Annotated in this window: 24 protein-coding genes; 14 read left to right on the forward strand and 10 right to left on the reverse strand. The window is 45.0% G+C overall.

All coding sequences use genetic code 11. The features are described from left to right. Nucleotides 1–19: 19 nt before the first annotated feature. Entirely contained in the window at nt 20–1,438 is a 1,419-nt protein-coding gene (locus ENN47_06135) for an alpha-glucosidase/alpha-galactosidase (GenBank protein HDP77750.1), read from the reverse strand. Between the two features lie 272 nt (nt 1,439–1,710). On the opposite strand from ENN47_06135, the gene ENN47_06140 reads away from it, so the two are divergent. From ENN47_06140 to ENN47_06150, 3 genes are read left to right on the forward strand one after another with little or no spacing between them, the layout of a single operon-like run. Then, entirely contained in the window at nt 1,711–2,943 is a 1,233-nt protein-coding gene (locus tag ENN47_06140; protein ID HDP77751.1) for a carbohydrate ABC transporter substrate-binding protein, read from the forward strand. Between the two features lie 38 nt (nt 2,944–2,981). Then, nucleotides 2,982–3,926: a sugar ABC transporter permease gene (locus ENN47_06145; GenBank protein ID HDP77752.1), complete on the forward strand. Its 945-nt coding sequence runs from the start codon at nt 2,982–2,984 to the stop codon at nt 3,924–3,926. Further along, a complete protein-coding gene (locus ENN47_06150; protein ID HDP77753.1) occupies nt 3,923–4,735 on the forward strand; it encodes a carbohydrate ABC transporter permease in 813 nt (270 codons plus the stop codon). Before ENN47_06145 ends, ENN47_06150 begins: the two co-directional genes overlap by 4 nt. 63 nt (nt 4,736–4,798) lie before the next feature. On the opposite strand, the gene ENN47_06155 is transcribed toward ENN47_06150, so the two are convergent. The 3 genes from ENN47_06155 to ENN47_06165 all read right to left on the reverse strand — a co-directional run bounded on the left by ENN47_06155 (nt 4,799) and on the right by ENN47_06165 (nt 8,025). Further along, nucleotides 4,799–5,809 carry a DUF4932 domain-containing protein gene (locus ENN47_06155; protein ID HDP77754.1) on the reverse strand — a complete coding sequence of 337 codons (1,011 nt, stop codon included), beginning with the start codon at nt 5,807–5,809 and terminating at the stop codon, nt 4,799–4,801. 342 nt (nt 5,810–6,151) lie between these two features. Continuing rightward, nucleotides 6,152–6,967: a GNAT family N-acetyltransferase gene (locus tag ENN47_06160; protein ID HDP77755.1), complete on the reverse strand. Its 816-nt coding sequence runs from the start codon at nt 6,965–6,967 to the stop codon at nt 6,152–6,154. Next, the gene (locus ENN47_06165; protein ID HDP77756.1) at nt 6,964–8,025 is read right to left on the reverse strand and encodes an alanine/ornithine racemase family PLP-dependent enzyme; all 1,062 of its coding nucleotides are present in this window, start codon (nt 8,023–8,025) and stop codon (nt 6,964–6,966) included. The genes ENN47_06160 and ENN47_06165 overlap by 4 nt, the downstream gene beginning before the upstream one ends. Before the next feature lie 94 nt (nt 8,026–8,119). On the opposite strand from ENN47_06165, the gene ENN47_06170 reads away from it, so the two are divergent. Genes ENN47_06170 through ENN47_06220 form a run of 11 tightly spaced genes read left to right on the forward strand, consistent with a single transcriptional unit; the run spans nt 8,120 to nt 20,435 of the window. Beyond that, complete coding sequence (locus ENN47_06170) at nt 8,120–8,542, forward strand: DUF123 domain-containing protein (protein HDP77757.1); 423 nt, start codon at nt 8,120–8,122, stop codon at nt 8,540–8,542. Then, entirely contained in the window at nt 8,523–9,305 is a 783-nt protein-coding gene (locus ENN47_06175) for a hypothetical protein (protein HDP77758.1), read from the forward strand. Before ENN47_06170 ends, ENN47_06175 begins: the two co-directional genes overlap by 20 nt. Then, nucleotides 9,292–10,587: a sensor histidine kinase gene (locus tag ENN47_06180; protein ID HDP77759.1), complete on the forward strand. Its 1,296-nt coding sequence runs from the start codon at nt 9,292–9,294 to the stop codon at nt 10,585–10,587. Before ENN47_06175 ends, ENN47_06180 begins: the two co-directional genes overlap by 14 nt. Then, on the forward strand, nt 10,577–11,935 hold the full coding sequence (locus ENN47_06185) for a sigma-54-dependent Fis family transcriptional regulator (GenBank protein ID HDP77760.1): 1,359 nt from the start codon (nt 10,577–10,579) through the stop codon (nt 11,933–11,935). The genes ENN47_06180 and ENN47_06185 overlap by 11 nt, the downstream gene beginning before the upstream one ends. Beyond that, nucleotides 11,898–14,486, forward strand: coding sequence for a CBS domain-containing protein (locus tag ENN47_06190; GenBank protein ID HDP77761.1), 2,589 nt, complete (start codon nt 11,898–11,900; stop codon nt 14,484–14,486). The genes ENN47_06185 and ENN47_06190 overlap by 38 nt, the downstream gene beginning before the upstream one ends. 1 nt (nt 14,487) lies before the next feature. Next, the gene (locus tag ENN47_06195; protein HDP77762.1) at nt 14,488–15,558 is read left to right on the forward strand and encodes a hypothetical protein; all 1,071 of its coding nucleotides are present in this window, start codon (nt 14,488–14,490) and stop codon (nt 15,556–15,558) included. An 18-nt stretch (nt 15,559–15,576) separates the two neighbouring features. After that, nucleotides 15,577–16,155 (forward strand): DNA mismatch repair protein MutT, encoded by a 579-nt coding sequence (locus ENN47_06200; protein HDP77763.1) that lies wholly within the window; start codon nt 15,577–15,579, stop codon nt 16,153–16,155. Then, nucleotides 16,116–16,985 carry a 4-(cytidine 5'-diphospho)-2-C-methyl-D-erythritol kinase gene (gene ispE / locus ENN47_06205; protein HDP77764.1) on the forward strand — a complete coding sequence of 290 codons (870 nt, stop codon included), beginning with the start codon at nt 16,116–16,118 and terminating at the stop codon, nt 16,983–16,985. Before ENN47_06200 ends, ispE begins: the two co-directional genes overlap by 40 nt. Continuing rightward, nucleotides 16,967–18,655 carry a fibronectin-binding domain-containing protein gene (locus ENN47_06210; protein HDP77765.1) on the forward strand — a complete coding sequence of 563 codons (1,689 nt, stop codon included), beginning with the start codon at nt 16,967–16,969 and terminating at the stop codon, nt 18,653–18,655. Before ispE ends, ENN47_06210 begins: the two co-directional genes overlap by 19 nt. Further along, nucleotides 18,652–19,572 carry a hypothetical protein gene (locus ENN47_06215; protein HDP77766.1) on the forward strand — a complete coding sequence of 307 codons (921 nt, stop codon included), beginning with the start codon at nt 18,652–18,654 and terminating at the stop codon, nt 19,570–19,572. The genes ENN47_06210 and ENN47_06215 overlap by 4 nt, the downstream gene beginning before the upstream one ends. Nucleotides 19,573–19,586: 14 nt before the next feature. Continuing rightward, nucleotides 19,587–20,435 (forward strand): rhomboid family intramembrane serine protease, encoded by an 849-nt coding sequence (locus ENN47_06220; GenBank protein ID HDP77767.1) that lies wholly within the window; start codon nt 19,587–19,589, stop codon nt 20,433–20,435. Between the two features lie 29 nt (nt 20,436–20,464). Here ENN47_06220 and ENN47_06225 read toward each other — a convergent pair whose 3' ends face one another. The 6 genes from ENN47_06225 to ENN47_06250 form a co-directional block, all read right to left on the reverse strand. Next, nucleotides 20,465–21,628 (reverse strand): type III PLP-dependent enzyme, encoded by a 1,164-nt coding sequence (locus ENN47_06225; protein ID HDP77768.1) that lies wholly within the window; start codon nt 21,626–21,628, stop codon nt 20,465–20,467. Between the two features lie 126 nt (nt 21,629–21,754). Beyond that, entirely contained in the window at nt 21,755–22,702 is a 948-nt protein-coding gene (locus tag ENN47_06230) for a GAF domain-containing protein (protein HDP77769.1), read from the reverse strand. Between the two features lie 4 nt (nt 22,703–22,706). Beyond that, nucleotides 22,707–23,909, reverse strand: a complete 1,203-nt coding sequence (locus ENN47_06235; protein HDP77770.1) for a LytR family transcriptional regulator — start codon at nt 23,907–23,909, stop codon at nt 22,707–22,709. Further along, nucleotides 23,909–24,643, reverse strand: coding sequence for a hypothetical protein (locus ENN47_06240; GenBank protein ID HDP77771.1), 735 nt, complete (start codon nt 24,641–24,643; stop codon nt 23,909–23,911). The genes ENN47_06235 and ENN47_06240 overlap by 1 nt, the downstream gene beginning before the upstream one ends. Next, a complete protein-coding gene (locus ENN47_06245) occupies nt 24,606–25,199 on the reverse strand; it encodes an HD domain-containing protein (GenBank protein HDP77772.1) in 594 nt (197 codons plus the stop codon). Before ENN47_06245 ends, ENN47_06240 begins: the two co-directional genes overlap by 38 nt. Continuing rightward, nucleotides 25,171–26,394, reverse strand: coding sequence for a hypothetical protein (locus ENN47_06250; GenBank protein HDP77773.1), 1,224 nt, complete (start codon nt 26,392–26,394; stop codon nt 25,171–25,173). The genes ENN47_06245 and ENN47_06250 overlap by 29 nt, the downstream gene beginning before the upstream one ends. Between the last annotated feature and the right edge of the window lie 6 nt (nt 26,395–26,400).

Here is a 26,400-nt window from a genome sequence, read left to right on the forward strand (position 1 = left end):
AAAAAAAACGACACGTCTTCTATCTGCTCCATCCTTCCGAATCGAATATCTCTTGAACAACCGCTTTTGCCTGCTCATAAGATTTCGTTCTAGGATCTCTTAGAAGAAGCTCGACGATAAGATCGGGATTCTTCTCTTCAAAGGCTTCGAGAGCCCACTCCATCCTGAGTATTCTTGGTTTCAAGTACCACTGAATGACCCTCTCGGGTAATGCCGGATTAATCTCCTCTACGTGAATTCCACCTCTGTCTACTATCGCAGGAACTTCAACTGCAACATCGTCATCAATATCTGCAATAACACCTTCATTCAGAGTGTTCACAACTAATCTTGCCGAATTTCCATTTACAATTGCGTCAATAAAGGGAATATGCTGCTCACCGCTCATCGAATCCCTATCGTAAAGTTGATTTGCCTCTCTCGTGAAATCGCCTGACAGACCTTTCGAACCGTCGATTATCAGCTTCTCCAGACTCACGTCGGGAAACTGCTCGATTGCCTTTGCTAGAGCAATAGTTGCATCAGTAACCTCTCTAAGCTGCTCTCTGTACCACTTCCAGCCAGGCACGGAATCCGGGCTACCCCAAGGACTACCATACCACTTCTCCATAGTATGCTGGTCGTAATGATACTTCCACCCGCTATTTCGTACGGTATCTCCGATTGGAACCAAACCGTAGAATGAATACATGTCAAGAGCAGCGGGCGACATCTGGACATTGAAGGGATTTGACGGCTGGAACTTGCTGCATTCATAACTTGACGCGTAATCCTCAAACAAAGGATAGAGATCCTCCCCATTTCTTCTAAACCTGTTCAGCCATATCCCGTGGTTTACTCCGGCAACCTGCCAGTCAAGCTCAGATTTGTTTACTCCAAGTGTCTCGGCAACCTCCAGAACATCGTAATGGCCATGGCAGAATCCTATCATTCGGATTTCCGAATGCCTTCTTATCAGAGTTGTACCCTCAAAAACCGGATTGGCTGCCTGAAGAAGCCATGCATTCGGTGCACGCTTCTCAATCATTTCCGCGATTTCTAAGAAGTACGAGAGTTGATTCCAGTTAGTCAGAGTGTAGTAATCTGAGACCATGTTGAACTCTTGAGTGTCTATCCCTCTGCAATAGCCGAACTTCTCGCCGATTGCCCTCACTCTTTCCAGGAAAGAGTGTCCTCCGACCAATGCCGAGTTAATCACAAAATCGCTTCCCTCTATAGCTTCTTCCAACTCTACAGTCTTAGTGAACTGAAGACTTGTGCCCATCTCTTCTGCAAACTTTGATGCAAGGATCTGAACTGCATCAAGTCTCCCCTCGTCAATGTCCATCAGTGTTATCTTGCTACCATGAAGACCAATCGTCTTGCACAGATCACTGACCAGCCTGAGAGAAAACACCGCACTTCCCGCACCGATTATGCTTATGTTGACTGCCGACAAACGAATCCCTCCCAGTTGTTTATACGTAAATGATACCACTATCGTGCGTGCCGAAGAAAATTGCCATTCAGATCGGATTTCATCCTGAAGAAATAACTATGAGAGAAGTCTGCTAAGAAGTTCAGTTATTCCCGAATAGTCACTGGCTTCTGTTCCGAAGAGTTGCTTAGTAAAATGTTAACAGGAGTATAATCTTCATTAGGTTCTTATTCGGTCTGGGGAAAAGGAAGACTATTGCGCGGCGTGAAGCCGAACAAACAGGGGGTGTTTTGATGAAAAAGTGTCTTTTGGCAGTTCTTCTTCTCTCCGTAGGTCTGCTCTTTGCCTCTGGAAGTGTTGAGATTTTCAGCTGGTGGACTGGTGGAGGAGAAGAGGAAGGACTTGCCGCTATCTACGAGGTATTTAGAACCAAGTATCCCGACGTCGAGATAATTAACGCAACCGTCGCCGGTGGAGCCGGTACAAACGCAAAAGCTGTCTTGAAAACGAGAATGCTGGGTGGCAATCCTCCTGACTCTTTTCAGGTGCACGGAGGTATGGAACTAATCGACACTTATGTGATTACCGGTATGATGGAGCCGCTCACCGATATTCTGGAAAGCTGGGGAATTCTCGATAAGTTCCCCGAAGACATTATGACAATTTGTAGCTATGAGGGAGAAGTATACTCGATTCCCGTAAACGTTCACAGAGGAAACGTAGTCTTCATTAACAACGAAATCCTTACGAAAGTCGGTATAGACGAAGTCCCTAGCGACGGACCGGGATTTCTGGAAGTCTGTGCAAAGATTGAAGAAGCCGGTTATGTTCCACTCTCCCTTGGAGACAAGGACAAGTGGGAGGCCGGTCATCTGTTCGAGACCGTGTTGCTTTCGGCTTTGGGTCCAGATAAGTACAACGGTTTGTGGAATGGGACTACAAGCTTCGAAGACTCAGGAATTGAAAGAGCGATAGTAATCTTCGAAGAACTGATTAAGTATGTAAACGAAGACCATGCCGCTCTCACCTGGCAGGATGCCACAAGGATGGTCTTCGATGGAAAGGCTGCCTTCAACGTAATGGGAGACTGGGCAGAAGGTTATCTGAAAACCTTGGGCTGGACACCGGGAGAGGAGTTCAGCTGGATGGCAGTTCCAGGAACCGAGGGCTCCTTCATGGTAGTAACTGATACATTTGGCCTGCCGAAGGGCGCACCAAACAGAGAAAATGCTCTTAAGTGGCTGGAAATAGTTGCCTCAGTCGAAGGTCAAGATGCATTCAACCCGATAAAGGGTTCGATTCCTGCAAGACTAGATGCAGACAAATCACTCTACGATCCTTACCTCACATGGTCTATGGAGGACTTCTCCACAAACAACCTGTGTCCTTCTATAGCTCATGGATCTGCCGCGCCTGAAGGCTTTATAACCGAGCTGAACGATGCTGTAAACATCTTTATTACTACAAAAGATAGAGCAGCTTTCCTGAACGCCATTGAAAACGCTGCAGAAGACTACATCAACTAATCCTTGCAAAATGGGGCCCGCATCTGTGGGCCCCATTGTTGGAGGTGTTCCAGATCAAGAGGAAGACAAAACGAGGGATTATTTCCTTTTTCATACTTTCGCCAACTTTTGCGGCGATAGGGGTTTTCGTTTATTTCTTTATTGGTTGGACGAGTAGAACTTCTCTTTCCAACTGGAATAGTTTTGCTAGACTTCTTAAAGGCGAATTCGAATTTGTCGGATTGCGAAACTATTTCAGGCTCTTCGAAGATCCCAGGTTTCAAACCGATCTGTGGAACACTTTGTACTTCACTCTTTTCTTTATTCTAGGTTGTCTCCTACTGGGGATTGTTTTGGCAGTACTGATTGATCGTAATCTCAAGGGATCTAGTGTTTTTAGAAATATTTATCTGTTTCCCATGGCACTCTCATTCGTTGTGACTGGAGCAGTCTGGAGATGGATTTTCGCTCCCGGGATTCTTCCAAACAGTCCACAGGGTATGAACCTTCTCTTAAATCTAGTGGGGTTGGATTTCTTTCAATGGAAGTGGTTCACCAGCACTGAGAGTTTCCTCAATTTCAACATAGCACTGATTCCGGTGATAATAGCAGCTGTGTGGCAGATGTCAGGCTATACAATGGCCATGTACCTTGCAGGGCTTCGTGGGATTTCCCAGGATCTGGTGGAAGCTGCAGAAGTTGATGGAGCAACAGGTTGGCAGATCTTCTGGAAGATCAAGTTTCCCATTCTAAGACCGATAACTCTAAGCGCAATGATTATTTTAGGCCACATCTCGCTGAAGATCTTTGATCTTGTTTACGCTATGACCGGCAGTGGCCCGAACAACGTGACCGACGTTCCGGCCATCTACATGTTTGAAACCACTTTCAGAGCGAACAAATATGCAACTGGCTCGGCAATAGCGATAATAATGCTCCTCATGGTCGCAGTTGTCATAATACCTTACCTTGCTTCTGCCTTCAGAAAGGAGAAAAGGATATGACCAAGAAGATTGTAATCTATATCCTTCTTGCGGTTTTCGCATTGTTCTTTCTGATGCCTATATATGTGTTATTGGCAACAAGCCTCAAACCCCTTAAAGAAGTTGGTCTTGAGCGAATGTGGTTTCCGCCGAACAATCTTTCCCTAGATGGGTTTGCCAAGGCTTTCAGTCGTCTTGCTCCCAACTTGAGAAACTCTTTCCTGCTGGTGATCCCTGCGACACTTCTATCGGCAATCGTTGGATCGGTAAACGGATATGTATTGTCTAAACTGAAGTTCAGGTACTCAGATCTTCTCTTTGCTCTCGTTCTCTTTGGAATGTTTATTCCTTATCAGAGCGTTCTTTTTCCTTTAATACGCTTTCTTCAAGACATCGGGCTTTACGGCTCCTTATGGGGATTGATATTGGTTCACGTGGTCTATGGTCTGCCGATAACCACCCTGATTTTCAGGAATTACTACAGCGAAGTGCCTACGGAATTAATCGAAGCGGCCAGTATAGACGGAGCAGGCATTTTCAAGACATATCTGAAAGTTTTGTTTCCGATATCCCTTCCCGGTTTTGTAGTAGTGGTCATATGGCAGTTCACGAATATTTGGAATGAATTTCTTTTCGCCGTGACAGTTACCAGTGACCCGACAAAACAGCCGATTACCGTAGCACTTGTGAATCTGGCTGGGAGTCAAGTTGTCGAGTGGAATGTCCAGATGGCCGGCGCACTGCTTGCCGCTCTACCAACACTTATAGTCTATATACTGCTCGGAAAGTACTTTCTGAGAGGGCTTCTTGCTGGTTCTGTCAAAGGATGACAAAATTCCTGATATGATTCTCGACCTTGAACGCAAGACTGCTCCGGGTGATCACACAATCTTTCATGTAAGATTGCTGAAGATTTCAACAAGCCGACTCTCAAGTGTATTTCCGCTCCGATCTCTTGAGGCTATGAGGTGAGTATGAAGTTGTTTCCCGACCATTTCTGTCATAGTGAAGCCGGTCTTTTCTTGCATGGTATTGTGAAAGCTCTTCGCAATTTTCTCTCCAAATTCCTCAAGCAAGTAGGCGTATGTCATCCCATATATAACAAACTCGGTGAACATATCCTCCCATGAGGTATACTTCTCTCCGTATGAGGCGAGAACACCTTTTGCAAAGGGAGTCTCCCTGAGCCCTCTTACAAGCTCGGCATTCCGAGAGAGAAACGGATCTATAAGCGGGTGGCAGAACTCGTGAAAAGCTACTATTCTCGACCATACACGGTTCTCAGAGTAACCGGAGAACTCCTCACAAGGAGCCGTGACCCCCGGTTCATATGGCCACTTCGAAGTCGCTTTACCCGGATATCTCGCAATACAGTAGAGCCCTTCATATCCCGCTGCACCAAGGGAGACAAGTTCAGGAAAAAGGGGATTTGGAGCGAAAACTAGATTTGCTTCAAGTCTTCCAAAAAAACCTGCGATTGTGCTATCAATGGTGCTACCTGCAAAGGCAAGGGCAGCGTCTTTTTCAATCTCCTTCCATTTTGGAGCCTGGCTTTCCCAGATGTTCTCCAGAGTTCCCCCTCTTACGACTTCCCTTAGTTCCATGTTCACACCGCTCCTGCACAGATTCGGTTCATATCTCTCGAGGAATGGCGGGAAGGCAACAGGTTCGAGATCTGGCCATGAGTGGCTCAAAATGTAAGTGAAGAGAAAATAGGAAGGAGTAACATCTCTCAATAGTCTCTCGAGTTCATGGAAATGGAGCTCACTTTCTTCAATGAAGTCCTCTGTCTCAAGATAGAGAGGGTGGTGCCTGTGGGACCTTTGCTTTTCACTACTATTGAGCTCCGTCGTCATAAGAGCGAGAGCCATTAGTCGGATCCGCTTGTCACTCTCGACTTTCATCTTCCACCTCGCCTCCTTATGATCCTTTCGACCCCTCCCTTCAATGAAGTCGAAAGAACCATTATCTGAACTTCGGTACAGGAATCATATCAGAGAGTCTTGACCAACTAAACCTCGCTTGTCCCCGATAAAAGAACTATACTGGTTATTGAGAAACGTCAGTACCTGTCCTTCATGGGATACTGCTTCAAGAAAAATACGCAAAACGGAGTACAAACCGGATCAGCATCTGGAGGTCTATCTGCAATCACTCCGCAACGTCTCTTCACCAAATGAGAAGCATCGAACTAGATAATCAGGGAGTACAAATCAGTGTATCCGACCAAGAACGGTTAGTCAAAATCAGACTCTCAGGCTAGATACATCTGCGTAATAAAGAAAAACATCCCTTACTCTCTCGAAAGGTCTGAATCCATTAGAGAGGAAGGGGCCCAAATCAAATGATTCACTAACCATAGCATGAATACGGAAGAAACTCTTCGCCCGCGAATAGTAAAGAAGCTCCTTCAGGAAATTCTCAACACCATCTTCGTCTGCCATACATATGAAGTTGATATCAAGGCAACCCTTAGATTTGGAATTCCTTGATACAACCGCCCAGTTCGCTCCGCCCACAAGCCTCACCGGATCGTTCAGGAATCTTCTTTTGTTTGAGATTTCCTTTGGAATAAACATCCAGTCTTCACTGATATGATCATCGATTTCCGGAATCTCATCGCTTTCTAGTAAATTTATGGGACAGGGAGTAAGTTCGCCAATCTCTTTCTGGAGATTTGTGAATACGGCGATTCGTCTGAACCCGAAAGCTTCGTTCATCTTTATCGAAGCGGTGTTGTCAAAATAGGTCGAAAAATAAAGCCTCTCAAGTCCCAAACTTTCGGCAAGCTTTAGCATCTCTCCGCCCATCTCCCTCCCGAATCCTCTTCCCTGATAGAGTGGATCGATTCTCATTCCTTCCATCCAACCAACTTTGCGACTGAAGAGCCTGAGGTTGTCTATACCAATAAGTTTTCCTCCCTTCCAGAGTCCCATGAAATGACATGAAGGGTCGCGAACCCACTTCTCAAAGACTTGGGGTATATAATCATCGCCTTCCCATATTGTCTCAACGATTTCCTTCACCCTTAAGCGATCGGCTCTCCTAAGTCGCTTTATCATAGGTACACTTTCCTCACATAGGGGGATGTCATTACTCTCAGCAGTGCTCCGTAAGACATTCTGAAGGGAATCGAGTCACCAACAGCAAAGGACTTCTCGGAATCTGTTACATCCACTATCAGATGGTCGCTCGAAGCATGAATTATTTCACATCCACTTACCAAAGGTGTCAATCCGGAGGGAACCACATCTTGTTCACCAAGATCAAGTATAGCCTTCATTCTCTTTCCTTTATCTACGAACCTTGGAATACGACCAAAGGCATCATGACCGATATCGCCAATTGGTATTGAGGGCTTCTCTGCAAGTTCGATAATCTCTCCTACTAGAGTGAATGTGTTCTGTAAGGTTCCCGGAACTCTTCGGTTGTTTGTGACGTCTGTTCCACACATTATCGATTCTCCCAGTCGAAAGTGATTTATGCCTTCAGGAAGGTTTTTCTCTTCAAGCAACGGTAATGAAGCTGTGTTTCCGGCAGAGTACCGCCTAAATGTGTAACCGGTAGTCCCTTTCAGTGATTCTCCCAGACTGAGAAGGATTTCAAATTTCTCTGGAGTTGCAATTACTCCTCCAAAACATCCAAGATTAGTGCCGATTCCATCAAGGTCCTTGCCGACGATTGAGAGTGCTTTCTCAAGAACTTCTTGCGCTTCATAAAACATGACTCCCTCTCTAAGGTCTCCCGTATCTACCATATATATGAACTTCAATTTCTTCTCAGTTTCAGAAGAAATCTCCTTTAATCTGGAAAGACTATCAAGATCTCCGACAAGCACTGAATCAACAAGCTCAACAACTTCGCGAAATCGCGATTTCTCTGGAAGTCTGAGCAGAATTAAGCTTGAATTGATGCCCGCGCTTTTCAGCCTTGCGACATTCTCGAGTCTTGATTCGCCAATTTCCGTAATCCCGTTTTCAAGTAGAGACATCGCTATCTCAGTATCTCCGCACACAACTTTAGTTACTGCAGCCACCTCAACCCCATTACTTCTGGCAAGCTCCAAGATCTTTCTTGAATTCTTCGCTATGCTTTTCTTATTCACTTCAACATAAGCCATCTAGATCACCCCCAACAAATTATATATTAAGCTTGCCGCCCAGTTTCAGCAGCCCGTCATTTGGGAAGCGAAGCTGTCGTATAATATCTACATTATGGATTACAATAAAGGCGACTATGTTGTTCTTTTCTTTCTCAAAGAGACGGTTGAGGTTTCTAGCCGCTGCCGGAAGTGGACCCTTGATTCTGGCTATTACATGTATGTTGGTTCGGCGATGAGCTCTTTAGCAGAAAGAGTGAAGAGGCACCTAATCGAAGAAAAAAGAAAATACTGGCATATTGACTACTTGAGGGAGAATGCCGAGGTTGTGGCCGCTCTGCTTCTTCCGACAGAAGAGCAAAGAGAGGAAGAGCTTTCAAATCTCGTCTCCGAGTATGGTGAAGCAGTCCCCGGGTTTGGAGCTTCAGACTGCTCAACGGATTCGAATCTCTACAGACTCGAATCGAGGAATATGGGGAGAGTCTTTTCTTCTATCGTTTGCAAATGGAGGGATAGGTGTGATAGCTTTTTTGACTGACTGGGGTTCGGACAGCTACTATGTTGGAGTAGCAAAGGCTGTTATTAGGGGGCTGAATAAGAAGGTTGAGGTAATTGATATTTGTCACGAAATCAAACCCTTCAACATAAGGCAAGGCGCCTACATCATTCACAGAGCCCTCAAGGATTTACCAGAAGATGTTGTCTTTTTGGCTGTAGTTGACCCCGGCGTGGGCACGTCGAGAAAACCGATACTAATGGTTCTAAAGAATGGGATGAGGCTCGTGGGACCTGATAATGGCCTGTTTACCTTTGCAGCCGAAGAATACGGAGTTCACGAGATTCGGGACCTCGAAAACAATGAGTATCACAGGGGGAACTCAAGAAGCTTTCACGGAAGAGATATTTTCGCTCCCGTGGCTGCCTATGTAGCCGCCGGACTGGAACCGGAGAAGCTGGGTTCAAGGCTGATGAACTTCGAATATCTGAAATTCAAGAAGCCTGGCAGGGAAGGAAACACGATTGTTGGCGAAGTCGCATTTTATGATCACTTTGGAAATCTTGAGACGAACGTTCCTGCAGCCCTGGGGAACGATCTCGAGGAAGGTGATGTTCTTGAAATCGGGAAGGGGAGAAGACCCTTCAAGGCAACATTCGGAAAGACATACTATGATGTGAATTCGGGGAATCTGCTCGCCCATTTCGATTCAAGCGGATTCCTAGAAATCACTGTAAACAAAGGGAGTGCCCGAGAGTTCCTTTCTTTTGAAGAAGGGGAACCCATTACACTTGTCAAAGTCTGACAAAGGATTGTTCAATCCTGGCTACCACTACATAGTTGGTGGGGTAGTCATGGGAGCGGGAGTTCTATTCTCTCTCTTCTACGGCTTGAGTTTAGAAAGAATGTCACTTGTGATTCTTCTCGCGCTTGCGTCGGTTTTTACCGTATATCTTACATTAGTCAGGCAGCTTGAAAGGCTCATTAGACTTATCCGTACGGGAGAAAAGAAGTCGATTGGCGAACTTGAGGGACAGTTTAATGAAATATATGGCTTCTACAGAAACCTCTCACTACAGATAGAAGAGGAGAGAAACTATTACGAAAAACTGTACAGGGATTACTCAGAGCTTCTAAACACACTTGACATTGCTGTCGTCTCGGTTGACGAGAAAGGCAACTTTGATCTTGTTAATGATTCTTTTATACGAAGCTTTTCCTACGGGAGTCAGGGAGGAAGATATCTCCGTATCGACAGATTCACGAGGAGAACAGGTCTTATCTTCCCGCTTCAAGAAGGCCAGTTCGAGGTTTACAGCAGAAAGCTTGGGAAACGCTACCTCGTGTCGGTAGCTCACAAAAAGAAGAGCGGCTTTCTTCTGACCCTAACAGACAAGACCAGCCAGTGGAAAACAAAGCAACTCTTAGAAAAGACAAGAAGGTACGCGGTAGATGCCCAGACAGTTGCGGATCTCGCACACGGTCTTAAACAGCCTCTGGCAAATGTTAAGTTGGCTCTTGATCTTTACAAGAGAACAAACAGGCCGGAGTATATGGAGACTCTTTCGAAAGAACTCAACTCGTTTCAGAGTAGGATTGGGGGCATTCTGCAGATCTTCAGATATGGCGAAGAGTTCGATAGGGTAGATCTTTCCGAACAGGTGATGAAAGTCGCTTCCTTTATGTCTTCAATCTTCTCGGAAAGAAAGATACAGTTCAAGGTCGTATCTCTCGACAAAGGAATCGTTCTCATCCAGCGGGGAAGGCTTGAGAATGTTCTGAAGAATCTACTCATGAACGCCGTTGAAGCAAGCATACCGGGGGAGAGTTCCATCATCTCTAAAGTCCGGACATCTAGAGAGGTGATTACGCTGATTATTGCCGATACGGGTAAAGGGATCGATTCTGCCGCTTTGCAGAATGTATTCAAACCATTCTTCTCTACAAAGGCCGAAGGATCGGGATTGGGACTGTACCTTGTCCGCAATTTCTGCGAAGAAAACGATGTAAGATTGAAAATGAGGAGCATTCCAGGAAGGGGAACCATATTCGCATTAACCTTCAGGAGGCAAAGAGATGAAGAGTAAGGTTTTGCTAGTCGATGATGATCTCGCCTTTAATGGCTTGCTGGGCTCCGCTCTGGAAGAAGAGGGGTACGAAGTCGTTCAGGTTTACAATCTTGTTCAGGCAAGAAAGCAAGTATCCGAAGAATTCTTTGACTGCCTTATACTGGACGTGAGACTCCCCGATGGTTCAGGACTCGATATTCTCTCTGAAGCCGCGAACAATACGCCCGCAATAGTCGTTTCTGCTCACGGAGATATAAATACAGCAATAGATGCGGTGAGAAAGGGAGCGTTCAATTTCCTGGAAAAGCCGTTTGACCTGACTCATGCTCTTCTTGAAGTGAAGAGGGCCATTGAGTTTTCGGAGCTTTCTCAAGAAAGGGACAGTCTCGCTGAAAGAATTATTGTCGAACCTTCTGTTGAAATAGTCGGTAACAGCAACAATATCCTTAAGCTAAGGGAAACCATAGCCATGATTGCACAAAAAAAGGTAACTGTCCTTCTTGAGGGAGAGAGCGGGACAGGGAAAGAGGTCGTTGCAAGGTCAATCCACGAGAAAAGCGGAAGGAGAAAGTTCGTGCCAATAAACTGCGGCGCAATACCGGAAAATCTATTTGAAAGCGAACTATTCGGATATGAAAGAGGAGCCTTCACTGGGGCACTGAATTCGAAGCCTGGTCTCATCGAAGAATCACACCGAGGAACGCTCTTTCTTGATGAAATATCTGAGATGCCACTTGCAATGCAGGTTAAGTTGCTAAGAGTGTTGGAAACTTCCTCAAGTCAAAGGCTGGGCGGAAATTCTTTCCGTAAGCTTGATCTCCGGGTTGTTGCAGCTACCAACCGAGATCTTAGATCAGCCGTCGCAGAAGGGAATTTCAGAAGCGATCTGTATTACAGATTGAATGTTGTCAGGATAGAAATCGAACCGCTTAGGGAGAAGAGAGAAGACATTCCTCTCTTGATAGACTACTTTCTGCCGAAGCTATGTGATGAACTTGGATTAAAGAAACTCCCAGATGTACCGGAGAATTTTGTTAAGAGGATGAAAGAGTACGATTGGCCAGGAAATATCCGTGAACTTCGGAACAAGCTCCTTTCGATTCTTGCAATGAACGGCAGTCTCGACAAACTTTCACATCCACTTCTCCCCGAACGAGTTCAACCCGAAGAAAAGGAGTTCAAATTCGAGGAAGTCACTCTTGACGAGCTCGAAAGGTGCTACGTTAAGTGGTTGATCGATCGACATGGAGGAAACAAGACAAAGGTGGCAAGGATTCTTGGAATAAGCAAGAGCACGCTTTACGAGAAGCTGAAGAGGTGGAATGTCTTTGAGAGTAATAACTACTCACAGGAACCCCGATTTTGACGCATTTGCGTCCGCAGTAGCCGCTCAGAAGCTCTATCCAGATCACGTGATCGTCTTTGGAGGACAACTTGCTCCTGCGCTGAAGGCCTTCCTTTCTTCCAAAAGTCTTTTGTTGTCATTCTACAGTGTGAATGAGCTGAAGATCTTCAGTCTTTCTTCCCTAATTGTTGTCGACACTTCAGACGATAAGAGGATTCCATCTGCTCTTCAGCATATGATAAGCAAGAACACTGAAGTCAAATTCTTTGATCATCACAACACAACTCTTTCGGGATCACAACACGGAGTTTTCAAGGAACTGGGATCTTGCACCACTCTCATGTGTAACCAACTGAGAAAGAAAAGGAAGGAAGTCACTGAGAGTGAAGCAGTACTCTTCGCTACAGCGATCTACAGAGAAACCGGGAATTTCACTCACGCCTCGACCAAGGCCCAGGACCTGAGGACGGCCGCCTGGCTGATAGACCTCGGCGCACAACCAGACGGCTTAGGAATCTACTCGAGCTATAAGTTGAGCTCCTCCCAGCAGAGACTAGTCGAGTCTCTTATATCGGGGCTCAAAAGCACATCGATAAGGGGTGTGGAAATCAACATGGCTACTGCAAAGAGGCAATCACTGCCTGCCGGATTCAGTCTTGTGGTTGAAAAGCTCTGGTCGTTCCTTGGCGTAGAGAACCTGGTAGTGCTGCTCGAAGCAAATGACAGGGTCTACTTCACACTCAGGTCGCGCCACATGAATCTCGACACGGCCGAGCTCGAAGGCATTCTCAGGAATGGCGGAGGGTCTTACACTCTAGGTTATTTCGAAAACTGCACAGCAGCAGAGGCAGAAGAAAGAATTGTAAGAAACTTTGAAGACAATATTGAACGTTTGATAAAGGTTAGGGAGATTATGTCCTCGCCTGTCAGAACCGTTCTGGTCGATATGAAAGTCGAGGACGTCTTGAAAATCATGCAGCGAACCGGTCATCACTCTCTCCCGGTAGTGGACAATGAGAAAATCGTGGGCGTTTCCAAATATAGAGATATCGAGAAAGCTGTACGCCACGGGCTCTCTGAGAAGAGAATTGTCGAGGTTATTGATAGGTTTTTCGTAACCGCTTCAGCAGACGATTCCGTTCAGTTGGTAACCGACAAGATGGTGGAAAACAACACAACGGCGATTCTAATTCTTGACAACGGCATACTAAATGGAATAGTAACAGGAACCGATCTGTTAAAGAGTACCTTTGGCAGAAAAAGAATGATTGATCCTGGGGAAAGCCATGGCGAACAGAATTACGCAAAGTTCCCGGTAGAAGATCTCATAGAGGAACGCACCGATAAACGAATAGTAACGATGCTGAGATTTCTTGGCGCTGTCGGCTCAGAACTCAACATGCCGACATATATTGTGGGTGGATTTGTAAGGGATCTGTTGCTCAACAAGCATAATCTAGATCTGGATATCGTAGTTGAGGGCAACGCAAACACTTTTGCAGAAACTTTCAAGAAATACTTCAACATAAAGATTGTGGAACACAAAGAGTTCCTTGCAAGCTCAATGTTTTTCAACGATGGTCTGCGAATCGACGTGGCAACTGCCAGAACCGAGTATTACAAAAAGCCGGCAATTCTCCCTGAGATCGAGATGAGTACGATCAAGAAGGATCTTTACAGAAGGGATTTTTCCATCAATGCAATGGCGATAAAGCTTAATCAGGAGGAGTTTGGCATTCTGATTGACTTTTTTGGCTCAAGGAAAGACCTTTCAAATGGAGTTATTAGGGCTCTTCATCCGCTTAGCTTTATAGAAGATCCGACAAGAATTCTCAGGGCTGTGAGATTTGAGCAACGGTTTGGATTTGAAATTGAGGTTCGGACTGCCGAACTGCTAAAACTGTGCGCTGCTGAAGGATACTTGAATAGAGTCACCGGACAGCGGCTGAGAGACGAGTTGTTCAAGACCCTGCAAGAGCCTCTTCCCCTGAAGGCAATAAGAAGACTCTCTAGCCTGGGCGTAACTGAAAAGCTCTTCCCGCAATCGAAGTTTGATAGAGAGACTGACCACATGCTAGACAGGTATTTCAGCAGAAGAGCAAGAAATGCTTCGCTGGCCGGGGAGGACAAGATTTTCTACACTCTCTTGATGATAATGCTTAGAAATAGCGATAATGAGGCGATCGAATGGTGTATCGATCGTTATGGACTGACTAGAAACTTTCTCGACAGGCTAGCTGATGCGATAGATGCTGCTGGTAGAATAGTAATTGAGAAGCCAAGAAAGCCCTCACAGTTTCACATGATGTTGAAGTCAAGAAAGCCGGAAACTTTGAATTTTGTTGATTCCTATCTCAGTGAAGAACAAGATCTTCTGTTTCAAGCTTATTTGAGAAAGTTGAACGAGATCAGACTGACCGTTGATGGAACTGTGCTGAAAGAGAAGTACGGCATGAAAGAAGGTCCAGGGATTAGAGAAATACTCGATGAGCTTTTCTATGCAAGACTGAATGGTTTGGCTGTAGATAAGGAAGAAGAGTTTGTTGAAGAGTTCCTGAAAGGGAGGGATTAAGATGAAAAGAGCTAGGTTGTTCCTGGTATTGGGTGCGTTGTTGGTTCTTGTGTTTTCGCTATCTTCTTGTATTCGAATACCGATTATGATTTTCCTTGCCCAAGAAAGCAACAGGGAACCGGGCGAGCCGATAATGGTAAGCGTAACGCCGTTGAATTTCACCCCGACTTCTAACTTCATCTGGAAACTCGAGAAAGAACAGGGAGGTTGGGTGAATATCACTTCTCAGAATCTGAAGCAGAAAGAGAATGATACCGCTATTGTTTATCTTCCGACTGTACCGGAATCTGGAGAAGTCAGGGTAACGGTAAGAGCGAATTATGAAGGAGGCTATGTCGAACAAACCAGATACATAACTTATGGCCCGAAAACGCCTGTCCTAGTTGAGGTTTTTGAAGAATTCGGGACCACCTTCTCCCAGCCTTCTAGTTGGTTCGGAAACTACGACTTCTCAAACACAAGGATTCCTACTTTCGTTCGGTACAGGGAAAGTTTCCTTGAATCCGCTGTAGGCAAGGATCCTTTTGCAACTAGACTGCTCTTCGGAATCGATCCAACTTCCAAAAGCGCAATATATGACTGGGGAGAGGTTTACTTCCAAGCCTGTACGCAACTTCCCAGCAATGTCTACACTGCTGGGCAGATGACAACGATACTTAACACTGAACCTGTTGCAACTGACTGGAACATAAGAATTCAGCCCACGGGGTTCATTTCATGGAGAGCGAGCAGTTGGAAGGTTAGTGTTCAAAACATTGATCGTTTCAATGATGATCTTTGGCTCTTCAGAGCAAGGAAGAGCGATAACCTCGTAACGCACCTGGTGAAAATAAACAGTTACTACACACCATCATCTGAGGAATTTGGAGAAGAAGCCGTCGGCACATATGTGAATTTCACCTTCAATGAGACGAGCATCGTTGGGCCGTCCAAACATCTTTGGGACGAAAATTATTATTTCGGCGTCATTGCAGTCGAAAGGCCAGTTCTAAGCTCGGACTTTGAAGAACAGGTATCAATTGTTGCTTTCAAGGGTTCTGCGATGGTTTTGTTCCCAAGCATAGACTGGTAATCAAAGAAGGAGAAAGGCTTGGAAGAGAGAGTTCTCGTAGTCGATGTTGATTGTCTAGGAGAGCTGGCAGCCCGTTCCGGGTTGCTGGCTCTTCCTTTGGATGAAATTAGAGAACGCGTCAGGAGATTCGGAAGATTCGTACCGCGTTCCGATGCAGAGCGCGATGAATCAATGAGGCAAATAATACCTTATGCGGTCTTCAAGAATGGAAATGAACACCTCCTCATGAAGAGAACTAAGAAACAAGGAGAAGCGCGTCTTCACGACATGTATTCGATAGGTGTCGGGGGCCACATCAATCCAGAAGATGGAGCATATCCCTGGGAAGCATTTGAGAATGGCTTCGAACGGGAGATCCGAGAAGAAGTCTCGGTGGAAATTCACTCAATTGAATACTTGGGAATCTTGAACGACCTGCACACGGCTGTAAGCAGGGTCCACATGGGTATTGTATACTTGGCAGAGGTGGATTTCAATGGATTTAACGAAGTGGAAAAGTTCACCGGTGAGATGGTCCACCTTGCAATGCTTTCCAAGTATAGGGAGAAGATGGAAACATGGTCTCAAATCGTTTTGGAATATCTTCTGTCTCGTTGAAATGTCCTGCAAAGATAAACCTGTATCTTGCTGTAGATAAGAGGAGAAGTGACGGATTTCATAACATAAGCTCCGTCTTCCAGACAATAGACTTATTTGACGAGCTGATCCTTACTCCAGGAGTTAGTGAGACTTACTTCAAGTGCAATTCCGACATTAGCTGGAATCAAGAGAACACTCTTCACAAAGCGCTTGCCGAGGTTGAAAGGCAGATTGGGAGAAAGATTAAGATTGGAATGGAATTGAAGAAGAGGATTCCATCAGGTGGAGGTTTGGGTGGAGGTAGTTCAGATGCCGCTTCTTTGCTGAGATTCTTTGCTAAGATATTCGAGATCGAATCTGAAAGACTGATTGAAATGGCATCGATGGTCGGTAGCGATGTCCCTTTCTTTCTTAGAGGTGGAACAGCGATAGCTTCGGGAAGAGGCGAGATTCTTAGTTATCCTGGCGATGTAACGGGATATTCCGTTGATTTGAGCTTTCCGGAGGTTGAGGTCTTGACAGTACTGGCATACAAACTAATAGATAAACGGGATTTCTTTCCTGGAATTGATGAGAACGGGGCCGAACAATACTATAAAGCCCTGAAAGCTCGTGATAGCCTTGGGATAAAGAATCTTTCTCTAAATTCATTTCAGAATCCCATCTTCGGTCGCTTTGCGGAGATCAAAGAGCATTATTCGAAATCCTCGTTGGAGAAGCCTAATGCAGTCGTTACAATGATGACAGGATCAGGATCAACCATCTTCTCACTTTTTCAAGGCAGAATTGGAAAGTACAGGTTCATTAGTTCAGAGGAGCTGAATAGAATATGGTATTCGACGGGCTGACTCTTCAGAGAGTCACTGCAGAGATCTCAGATAGCAAAGGAATGCAGCTGAGACAGCTATATCAAATAGGGAGGACGGAGTTCTTTTTCAAGTTGTCGAAAACCGGCATCGAGGTCTCGATTAACCCGTCTTCTCCATACATCGCTAAAGGAGAGAGACAGCAGAACTCCCCGTCTCTGGAAACGCCGTTCAGCCTCTTCATGAGAAGACATCTCAACGGATTCTTTCTAATCGACGTAGAGCAGAAGGGAATGGACAGGATACTCAGGCTTGATTTCGAAGGAAGAGACGCCTTTGGAGAGAAAAAACATTACTCGCTGCTGATAGAGTTCATCGGACCGGGCTCGAACATTGTTGTACTGGATGAACAAGGCATGATAGCACAGGCTTTCAGAGAGATGGTGACCTCAAAGAGAACCATCGCGAGGGGCTTGAAGTATTACTCTCCCGACACCCCATGCAAATCTCTGAGGGGGCTTTCTAGAGAAGAGATCCAGTCCTATCTGCTTGAATCGACCGATATCCTTTCGTCCGCTATCAGAAAGTCCTTTACAGGTTTTTCAAGAGCGACGGCCGAGAATATCGTCGGCTATCTTCAACTCGAAGATATCCCTCCAGCCATGATTGAAGAGGAACGGCTTGCGGAAGCGGCTGAGTTCCTAAGAAATCTTTCCAGCAAGAGCAGCGATGACGGTCTTTTCATTCTCGAGGGGGAAGGTGGTACTGAGATCTCCCCAATCCCGCTCGATCACAAGAATCATAGCGAGAGGGTGAGAGCATCCGAGGCAATAAAGCTCGCCCTCGAATCTGCAGGCATTGAAACTGAGATTGACAGGCGAAAGACTTCCATTATAAGGAAAATCGATAAATCCTCTAAACGGCTATTCAAATTGGTTGAAAAATTGGAGAAGGAGTTGGCCGAACTCGAAAACTACGAAGCGTACAGAAGGTACGGAGAGCTTCTTGTTGCAAACTTATACAGGCTGAAAGAGAGACAGGAAAAAGTTGAGCTTGAAGACTGGGAGACCGGCGGGTTAACAACGATTTCTCTCGACAAAAGACTTACGCCCTCAGAAAATGCGCAGCTCTTCTTCAAGTACTTTAGCAAATCTCATAGAAAGGAGCTTCATGTCAAGAAAAGACTGAGAGTCCTTCGAGAAGAAAGTGAATACTTGGAGCAGCTCAAAGAAATGCTTCTTCAAGCCGAATCGATCGGTGAAATTCTTGAATTCTCATACGAACTTGAAGCGGCCGGCATAGTCCGAAAGCCGAAGTATGCCAGAAACGGGAGGAAGAAACTTAAGAGATCCGGTCCGAGGATCTTTGAAAGAGATGGTTTCAAATATCTCGTTGGAAGAAATAACGTTGAAAATGATGAAATTACGAGAAACGCCTCCAAGAATGATATTTGGTTTCACGCCAGAGGTATTCCAGGAGCGCATGTTATACTTAAAAGAGCAGGTATGGAGATTAATACCGATGCCATTTACTTTGGCTCTCTGCTGGCTGCAAAGTATTCGAGAGGCAGGCAGTCAGGAAAGGTAGATGTTGTCTATACTGAAGTTCAGAACGTCAAGAAACCAAAAGGAGCAAAGCCAGGAATGGTTCTATATAGAAGCCCGGAAACGATCACAGTAGATCCTGCGAAAGAGATGGAGGAAGGAAATTGATAAGACTTCCACCATATATATTTTTCCTGGGCGGCTTCCTTACTTACGCCTCGATTTTCTTCTCAAGCGCAGTAGTCTCAATGACTATGTCGGTTATTGGAATGACAATAAGTCTATATATATGGTATATTCTAGCCTGGAATCGAGATCGTCATCTAGCAAGTATGAAGAAGAAGGGTCTTGTCAAGCCAGAAAGTCTCGCTGAGCTCAACATAAAAGGAAATTCCAGGGTCTGGGTAGTATTGTACTCAATCACTTATTTGACAATGAATTTCACTGGATTGTACATCATCAAGGCAATTGTGGAGCATGTGGATGTTGGCCTTAATTCTCCGAACGTGGACGAGCTAATTGAGTTGCTGGGTACCGGTTATATTCTTTCCAGCTGGTTGTTCTTCATAACTGGAATCGCATCTCTTTTTCTTTACGGAAAGCTGATAGCGATGTTGTACAACGATGAGATGAAAGTGCAGTCACTTGAGAGCAAACACAGGAATATACCTGTGCTGATTCTCAAGCCTCTGTCTATTGCTCTAATGGTCATTTTTACTCTTGTCACCTACGGTCTTTTCAGCTGGTTCATGAGATACAGGCTTGCTGCCGTGCAGAGATTCCACAATCAAATTGAGAAGAAGCTGGACGAGCTTGAGGTTTCCTTCAGAGAAAAGGCATCGGAAGCTCAGCAGATTGAGAAAAACAATGCGCCAAAGTCAGTTGGCGAAGAGATTATTGAGAAGTACTCTGAGATCCTTGCCTCAATCGATGAAAGCGAAGAAAGAAAAGAGGTTATTGCTTCTCTATTCAGAGATCTCGGAAGCCTAAAATCCGATCAGGCAAGGTCTCTACTCAGCAATCTGCTTTCCAGGCAGTTACTGACGGAAAATGAGTTCAATAAGCTCATCAGACTTTTAGTTTAGCAGGAGGAGGAAAATTGATCCGATTTAGAAGCGCAACGATAACTTTGATAGTCATAAATGTGGTTGTATATCTCCTGGTAGTGATTATGGGGCTGTTTAGAAGTCCTCAGGGGGTTAGTTATCGTGACCTTATAACGATATACGGTGGAGTCAGCAGGTATGCCCTTTCAAATGGCTTGATATATACGCCGCTTACGGCCCTCTTTCTCCATGGGAACCTTATGCATATTCTCTTCAACATGTGGGCTCTTTTCCAGCTAGGTCATGTGGTTGAAGGCGTCTACGGTATGAAGTGGTATCTTTTCTTCTACTTTGCCACAGGAATAGGCGGAAGTTTGAGCGCGGCTGCCTTTTCGAATGCTTTCACAATCGGTTCGAGCAGTGCGATTTTCGGCCTCGTTGGTATTCTCTTCACTCTGGGGCTCAAGAAGGACACCCCGGTTGCATTGAAGTCGATAACGGGATATTCCCTTTTGCCCATTATACTGATCAACTTGTTCCTCGGATTGAGTATCCCTGGAATAAGCAACGCAGCTCATATCGGAGGTCTTGTTGTTGGAGCAGTCATTGGGTGGTTTGCAAAACCTGCTTATGCCAGGTTCGCTCGCTCCAGGAAAGTCTATACAAAGGTGAAGGAAAAAAGTCCTGAAGAAACCTCTAGAGATATTCTGGTGAAGTACATTCCTGTACTGAACTCGCTAAAGGATGATAGGTCGGAGGAAAGAACGGTACGAGTAGCTCAGCTTAGAAGTGAACTGAGCAGTTTAAAAGATCAAGAGATAGCCTCGAAAGTACTGTGGGAACTATTTAGACGAGATCTGATTTCGCAGGAGGAATTTGAGAGGCTTAGAAAATTCTTATGATAAAATTAGAGCCCCTTCCGGGGCTCTGACTATTCTATGAACTCACCGTCAATCGGCATTTTTGCATCTATGAAGTCTTCTACAAAGAGCACTCTCGGAGCATCAATCCCGTTGAATTTGGTTGCGTATTCAGTCGTATAAGCACCCGCATTGATAAAATACACGATATCTCCGTAGCCTAAATTCTTCGGCAAGTCAATTTCGTGGTAAACGGTGTCGACAGAATCACACGTGGGTCCCGCAAGATGAAAAGAAATCTTTGTGTCATCAACCTTTCCTTCGGTCAGGACCTCGTACCTGAACCCTTCTATTGTCTCAGTGAGGCCGTGAAAGACGCCTGCATCAATGTAGACCCAGTTTTCGTTACCCTTCTTGCTTCTGAGGATCACCTGGCTTACGAGAATCGCTGAATTACCAACCATTGATCTTCCTGGTTCTATGAAAAGCTCAAGATCGGGGATAGAAGACATGTATCTGTCAAGCGCTTTGTTAATAATGTCGCCATATGCCTTGACGGACTTGATTTCTCTGACGTGCTTAACCGGCATTCCTCCGCCAAGGTTCAGCATCCTGAGGTTGATACCTCTGGACCGCAGAGTCTTGAAGACCTCCGCGGCATCACTAATCGCGTCGTCCCAGCTATTTACGTTGTAGTTCTGAGAACCAACATGGAAACTTACCCCATATGCATCAAGCCCAAGCTGATCAGCATATTCCATTATAGAGATGACATGATTTACATCTGTTCCAAACTTTCTGGAGAGAGGCCAGTCACAATCGCCACCGCTTGTGGCAATTCTTCCGTACACTTTGCTTCCAGGAGCGTGAGCGGCTATCTTCTCAACTTCCATTTCCGAGTCGACTGCATAATAGTCTATTCCAACGGAATAGGCGTATGCAATATCTTCCACTTTTTTGATTGTGTTTCCAAAACTCATTCTGTCTGGACCAATCCCAAGCGAGAGAAGTTTCTCAATCTCACCGCGAGAAGCTACGTCAAAATTACTGCCGAGGTCCCGAAGAGTCTCGATAATCCTGGGGTGTGAGTTCGCTTTAACCGCATAAAACACCTGAACATTCCTAACATGGCTTACAATGTCGAAATAATTGTTTCTGACGTAATCCATATCCATTATCAAGAATGGTGTCTTCACTTCTCTTGCGGCCTTTCTTACCTCAGGGGTAATGTGCACTACGGCATCCCTCCTATAAAATAATCAAGTTATTGTAGCATCGATACTATGAAGGAATGCCAAAGATAAAATGTCATTTATAGTTTAATAAAGTTACAAAACTATATTGCCCAATATTAGCCGCTTTCAGCCCTCGATGAGGAGTCTACAAGTTTTTTCGAGAAATCCCCGATCAAGATCATCGAAACTATTTTGCAAATGACTGTCAATATCCAGTTCACCTATTACCGTCTCTCCAGCCAAAAGGGGAAGAACTATTTCTGATTTAGTTCTTGCGCTGCAAGACAGATAGTTGGATTCCTTGGAGACGTCAGGCACAAGGAAAATCCGCTTAGTCTCTGCCGCCTGTCCACATATACCACTTCCGAAGTCGATCTTGACGTGTTCGGTGGGTTCGCCAACATAAGGACCTAGAACCAGGGCGTCTTTATCAACGAGATAGAAACCAGTCCAGTTATAATAATCGACATATTTATCAAGCAGCCTCGAGACAATCGTCAACTTTTCTTCCAGAGAATGTCCCTGTATCTTCTTATCAATACACTCAAATATCTTCTCGAGCCTTTCAGCTTTTTCTGAACCGTTCATGTAATGGCGAACATTCATGCTTGAATACTCGACGAAGTCATCAAGAGCATCCATGGTTACACTCAGGAAGTCATTTACTGTATTCTCTTTCCAACAATAAAGAAGATCTATCATTACTACATTTCCCTTTGAAGTCGGAACGATTAGATGTTGCTCTCTTCCAAGAGCGCCCAGTATGTGGATTACGAAGTCTTCCCTTTCCAGGTGAAGTTGTGCGGACATCCTTCCCAGTTCCTTGAGTACTTTCGTCTTTTCGATTGGACCGTTGACTTCCCAGTAGCGAGAAAGCCTGTCTATTTCTCTCCTTTCGAGGCCATCCAATGCTTGAGCAAGTAACGTCTCGTCAAGGTTGTTCTTGAACATGTATTCCTCGAGAACTCTTGGATGTTTCTCTCTATAAAGCACCCAGAAATCGTTCCATTTCTCTTTTGGATAATTTAGAATACCGAAGAAATCGTATGTAAAATCCCTGAAGATACTCCTCATCTTATTACTTTCCTCCTACGCCAAGCAAAACATATGCATCATAATTAGATTGATAGAATCTGTTCTTCGACAGTGAATCTATTAGCGAGTAGTAATACTCAAGCCCTCCGAAGCTGGAAGTAACCATGACAACAGGTCTGTGATAAGCATGAGCCTTCGAGAAAAGCTCTCTGATCTCAGAAGCTCTCGAGTTAATAAAGAGATAAGTGTCACGCTTCTCAATTCCTGGTATATCGGGAACGAGACCAGTTGCTTCGACCTTCACTCCAGCCAGTGAAGACCACTGACCTTTTATCATCTCGGCAAAATCGCCGAATCTTGCGTTGAAGTCTGGAATGTTGTTCACCACGAGGACCTTTGGGAATGCGCCCCCTGCTTTGACAGGTTTTGGTTCATCCTCGCCCGGTCCAGAAGGGATTATTCGACCATCATCATCAATATAGTAGTCTATTTGTGTGAAATTTACAGTTCTTTGCCCAGTGAAAAATCCAGCTGCCAAATCTGTTAGAGACTTCTTATCTATACTGATTTCAGTTTTTTCAATCACAAAGTCTATCATATCGATTATTTTCGAGGGTCCCGCCTTTAGCAGATTTTGAATGAACTGCTCGATGACTTGTTTCTGTCTTTCAATACGACCAAGGTCTCCCGAATCCGCCTGCCTGTAACGAAGAAATTTCAGCAAATCCTCCCCCTCAAGAAAGTGAATGCCAGGTTCAAAGTGAATGTGAAGTCCTTGCTGAAAATCATCGTGGTGCATAAGAGAGGTAACTTCCACGCGAATGGGGCCGGAGAACTCAGTTACTCCAGTAACTGTGTTGAAATCTATGGCAACTGATCCAGTAATTCTTCGCTCTGTGAGCTTCTCGACTTCTCGAATGAGCGCATCCATTCCAAAAGAGTTAAGTAAAGAGTTGACCTTTCTTCTTTCCGACTCGTATGTAATGATCGTGTCTCTTGGGATGTTCTTCAGCACTAGAGTTCCTGAGGATCCGAAGTAAGCTATCGATATGTAGTCAGTTCTTCCGCCAACAGCATCTTTCGAATTTCCACCGGTATCAATACCGACTATCAGGAAAGTCTCTCCTGCAAGATCTCTCCCCAACATGGAACTATATGCTTCCCTGAACATAAGGAAGATCAGGAAAAAGAAAAGGATGACCTGAAAGATCGCCAGGACAACCAAAGAGAGATGAACAGATTTCATCAGTTTGAAAGTGCTCTCTTAACGCTATCCAGAGAATCAGGTCTGAGATAGAGCCGGCTTACGCTCTCTTCTCCAACCCCGATGGAGATCTTCATAGGGAACTGAGTCGACGTCTCCAGTTGATAGGCCATCCTCGATGAGTTCCCTAGTCTTTCGAGAAGCACAGCAACTGCCCTGGGAGTCAAGGTAGAAGAACCATCGTACTCCTTGAAGATCTCGGCATAGCCGGAAATCTTCCAGTAATCCAGTATTTTGAAGCCCCTCAGTGCTATGACATCTACTAGCTGAACGGGATTTGAAGCACCAACACCAAGTTTGGAGGTAAGCGTATCGATAAGATCGGGAGAGAGGTTTGCAAAATACGAGAAATCGCTTTTAATGCCAAGCCAATTATGGATTAGCCCTACGGCTTCCGCTCCCATCTGGGGATCAAGAACCTGTTTAGAATTTTCGATAGTAGCATAAACAGGAAAAGTCACTACGGACGTTCTGCCTCCTGTAGAAGTTCTCAAGTAATAGTAGAGAGAATCGTCACCCTCTTGCCAGTAGAAAAGATAGTCGACATTTCCCGCCTTCATTTCATTACTGTTTTTCACACCGTTGACTGTGAAATATACGTACCCTGCGCCGGCTGCAACGACTACTATAACAACTATAATCAGCCACAACAACTTTGGACCACGTCGTCTCTTTGGCTTAATTAGAGACATGATTGGCACCTCCAAGGATTTCATTCCACGTCCATACAGTCTCGGGAAGCAATAGACTGCCCGTTTTAATGGCCCATGCTATCTTCAATCTTATCACGTCAGCAAACGATTTTTCTAGATCAAGCTCAGCCGCTTTCCGAATCTGAAGGGCTTCTGGAAAGGATCTACCTTCCTCGCCTACATCCGAAACCATGAGTATTTTTCCAAGAAGAGTCATACCCGGGATTCCGCTTACATGCCAGTACAAAGCCTGAAAAACATCTTCTTCCACACCGTGTTCTTCCCTCAGATAGGAGGCTGCAATTTTACCATGAAGAAGAACAGGAGCAATTCTCTCGATCTCCGTGGTCTCTATTCCGAAGAAGATCGACAAGCGTATAAGCTCGTCTTCATCATAATCTCGAAAGATATCGTGTGAAACAGCAACTAAACCAGCCTTTGAAGAGTCAACACCGTAAATTCTGCTCAGCTTCCTTGCGAGTCTTTCTACTCCTAAAACATGTTTCAGTCTCTCTTCGGAACACATTCTTCTTGCTCTTTCTCTGACAACTTCAATTAGCGTATCGTATTCTATATTCAATCTCTACCTCCGCTGTCTCACCTGGTTTGACTGAGATTTCGGCAGACCAAATCCCCGATTCCTTAACGTACTCGAATTCGTCTGCGAAATTTGTGAGAAGCTGATCAGCGTTTTGACCAAGATAATCCTCGATTTTTACATCTACTGTTTCCCCTGAAAGGTTTCTCAAGAAATACGTATTCTTGTAGTATCTGTAACTGGAATCAACTTTCGTTGTCACTGAGCTACTTCTACCAGTGATTTCGATCGATCTAGCGATGCTTTGCAGAGTGATGCTTTCCCCTGCGGCTATGTTGCCTATTCCAGCAGATCCAAGATATACAGAATTATTCCAGATCTCTACGTTTCCAGATGGGAGATCAATCGGGACTTCGTCCAAGGATATATCTATATCGACTCCGGTGAAACCACTTCCCCCCCTGTTGGCCCTGAACACGAATCTCTTCTTTCCGGCAAACACCTCGGAGAGGAAGGCAATATGGTTGGTTCCACGTTTCAAAGGGACGGAAATCTCGTAGAGCCTCGTTTCCGAATCGGCAGTTGAAGGCGATACTGAGTACGATTCATTGGCAGTCTTGGTTGCCATATCCCTTACCGCATAACCGTAGTTTGGATTAGAAGAAACCAGCGTCACATGACCCTCAGTGTCGAACTCCAAATAAACGACCATAAGACCGGTTATAGAGAAATCTTCAAGTGACAGGGAGTACTTCACGGTCCAGCTGTTGTTTCTCATTTGGTAAGCGAAAGATGAACTCCCATTGAAATTGCCGGGAGCGGTCAGAAGAAACTGACCATTTGGACTGAATTCTCCGGTGAAAACAGGAGAACCCTTTGGATCCACAAGAATCTCTCCGTAAGAATTTCTGAAAACAGGAAACGCTGAAACGACTTCAAGCATTTCAACTCTTCCATCGTCAAAAAAGTACTTGATTTCCTTTCCGATGTTCTTCTCATAAAGTGACTGAACACTATCACCGGGAATGAAGTTGATCAGCGTGCTTTTCGGTACGTCCTGCACCGAAAGAGTCTCGGGAGAGACCTGGATCCCAAATGGCACCTCTATGACAGCTGCTCCTTCCTCAAATGTCAGCTCTCCCGTCAAAATCGAGAATCCGTTGAAGATATACAGATGTTCAGCAAAAGAAACAACAGCAAGAAAAGCAAGTAATGCAAAAGTAATTCCCTTTCTCATTTTTCA

The sequence above is a fragment of the Mesotoga infera genome (genome assembly GCA_011045915.1).
GTDB classification, from domain to species: Bacteria; Thermotogota; Thermotogae; order Petrotogales; family Kosmotogaceae; genus Mesotoga; species Mesotoga infera_D.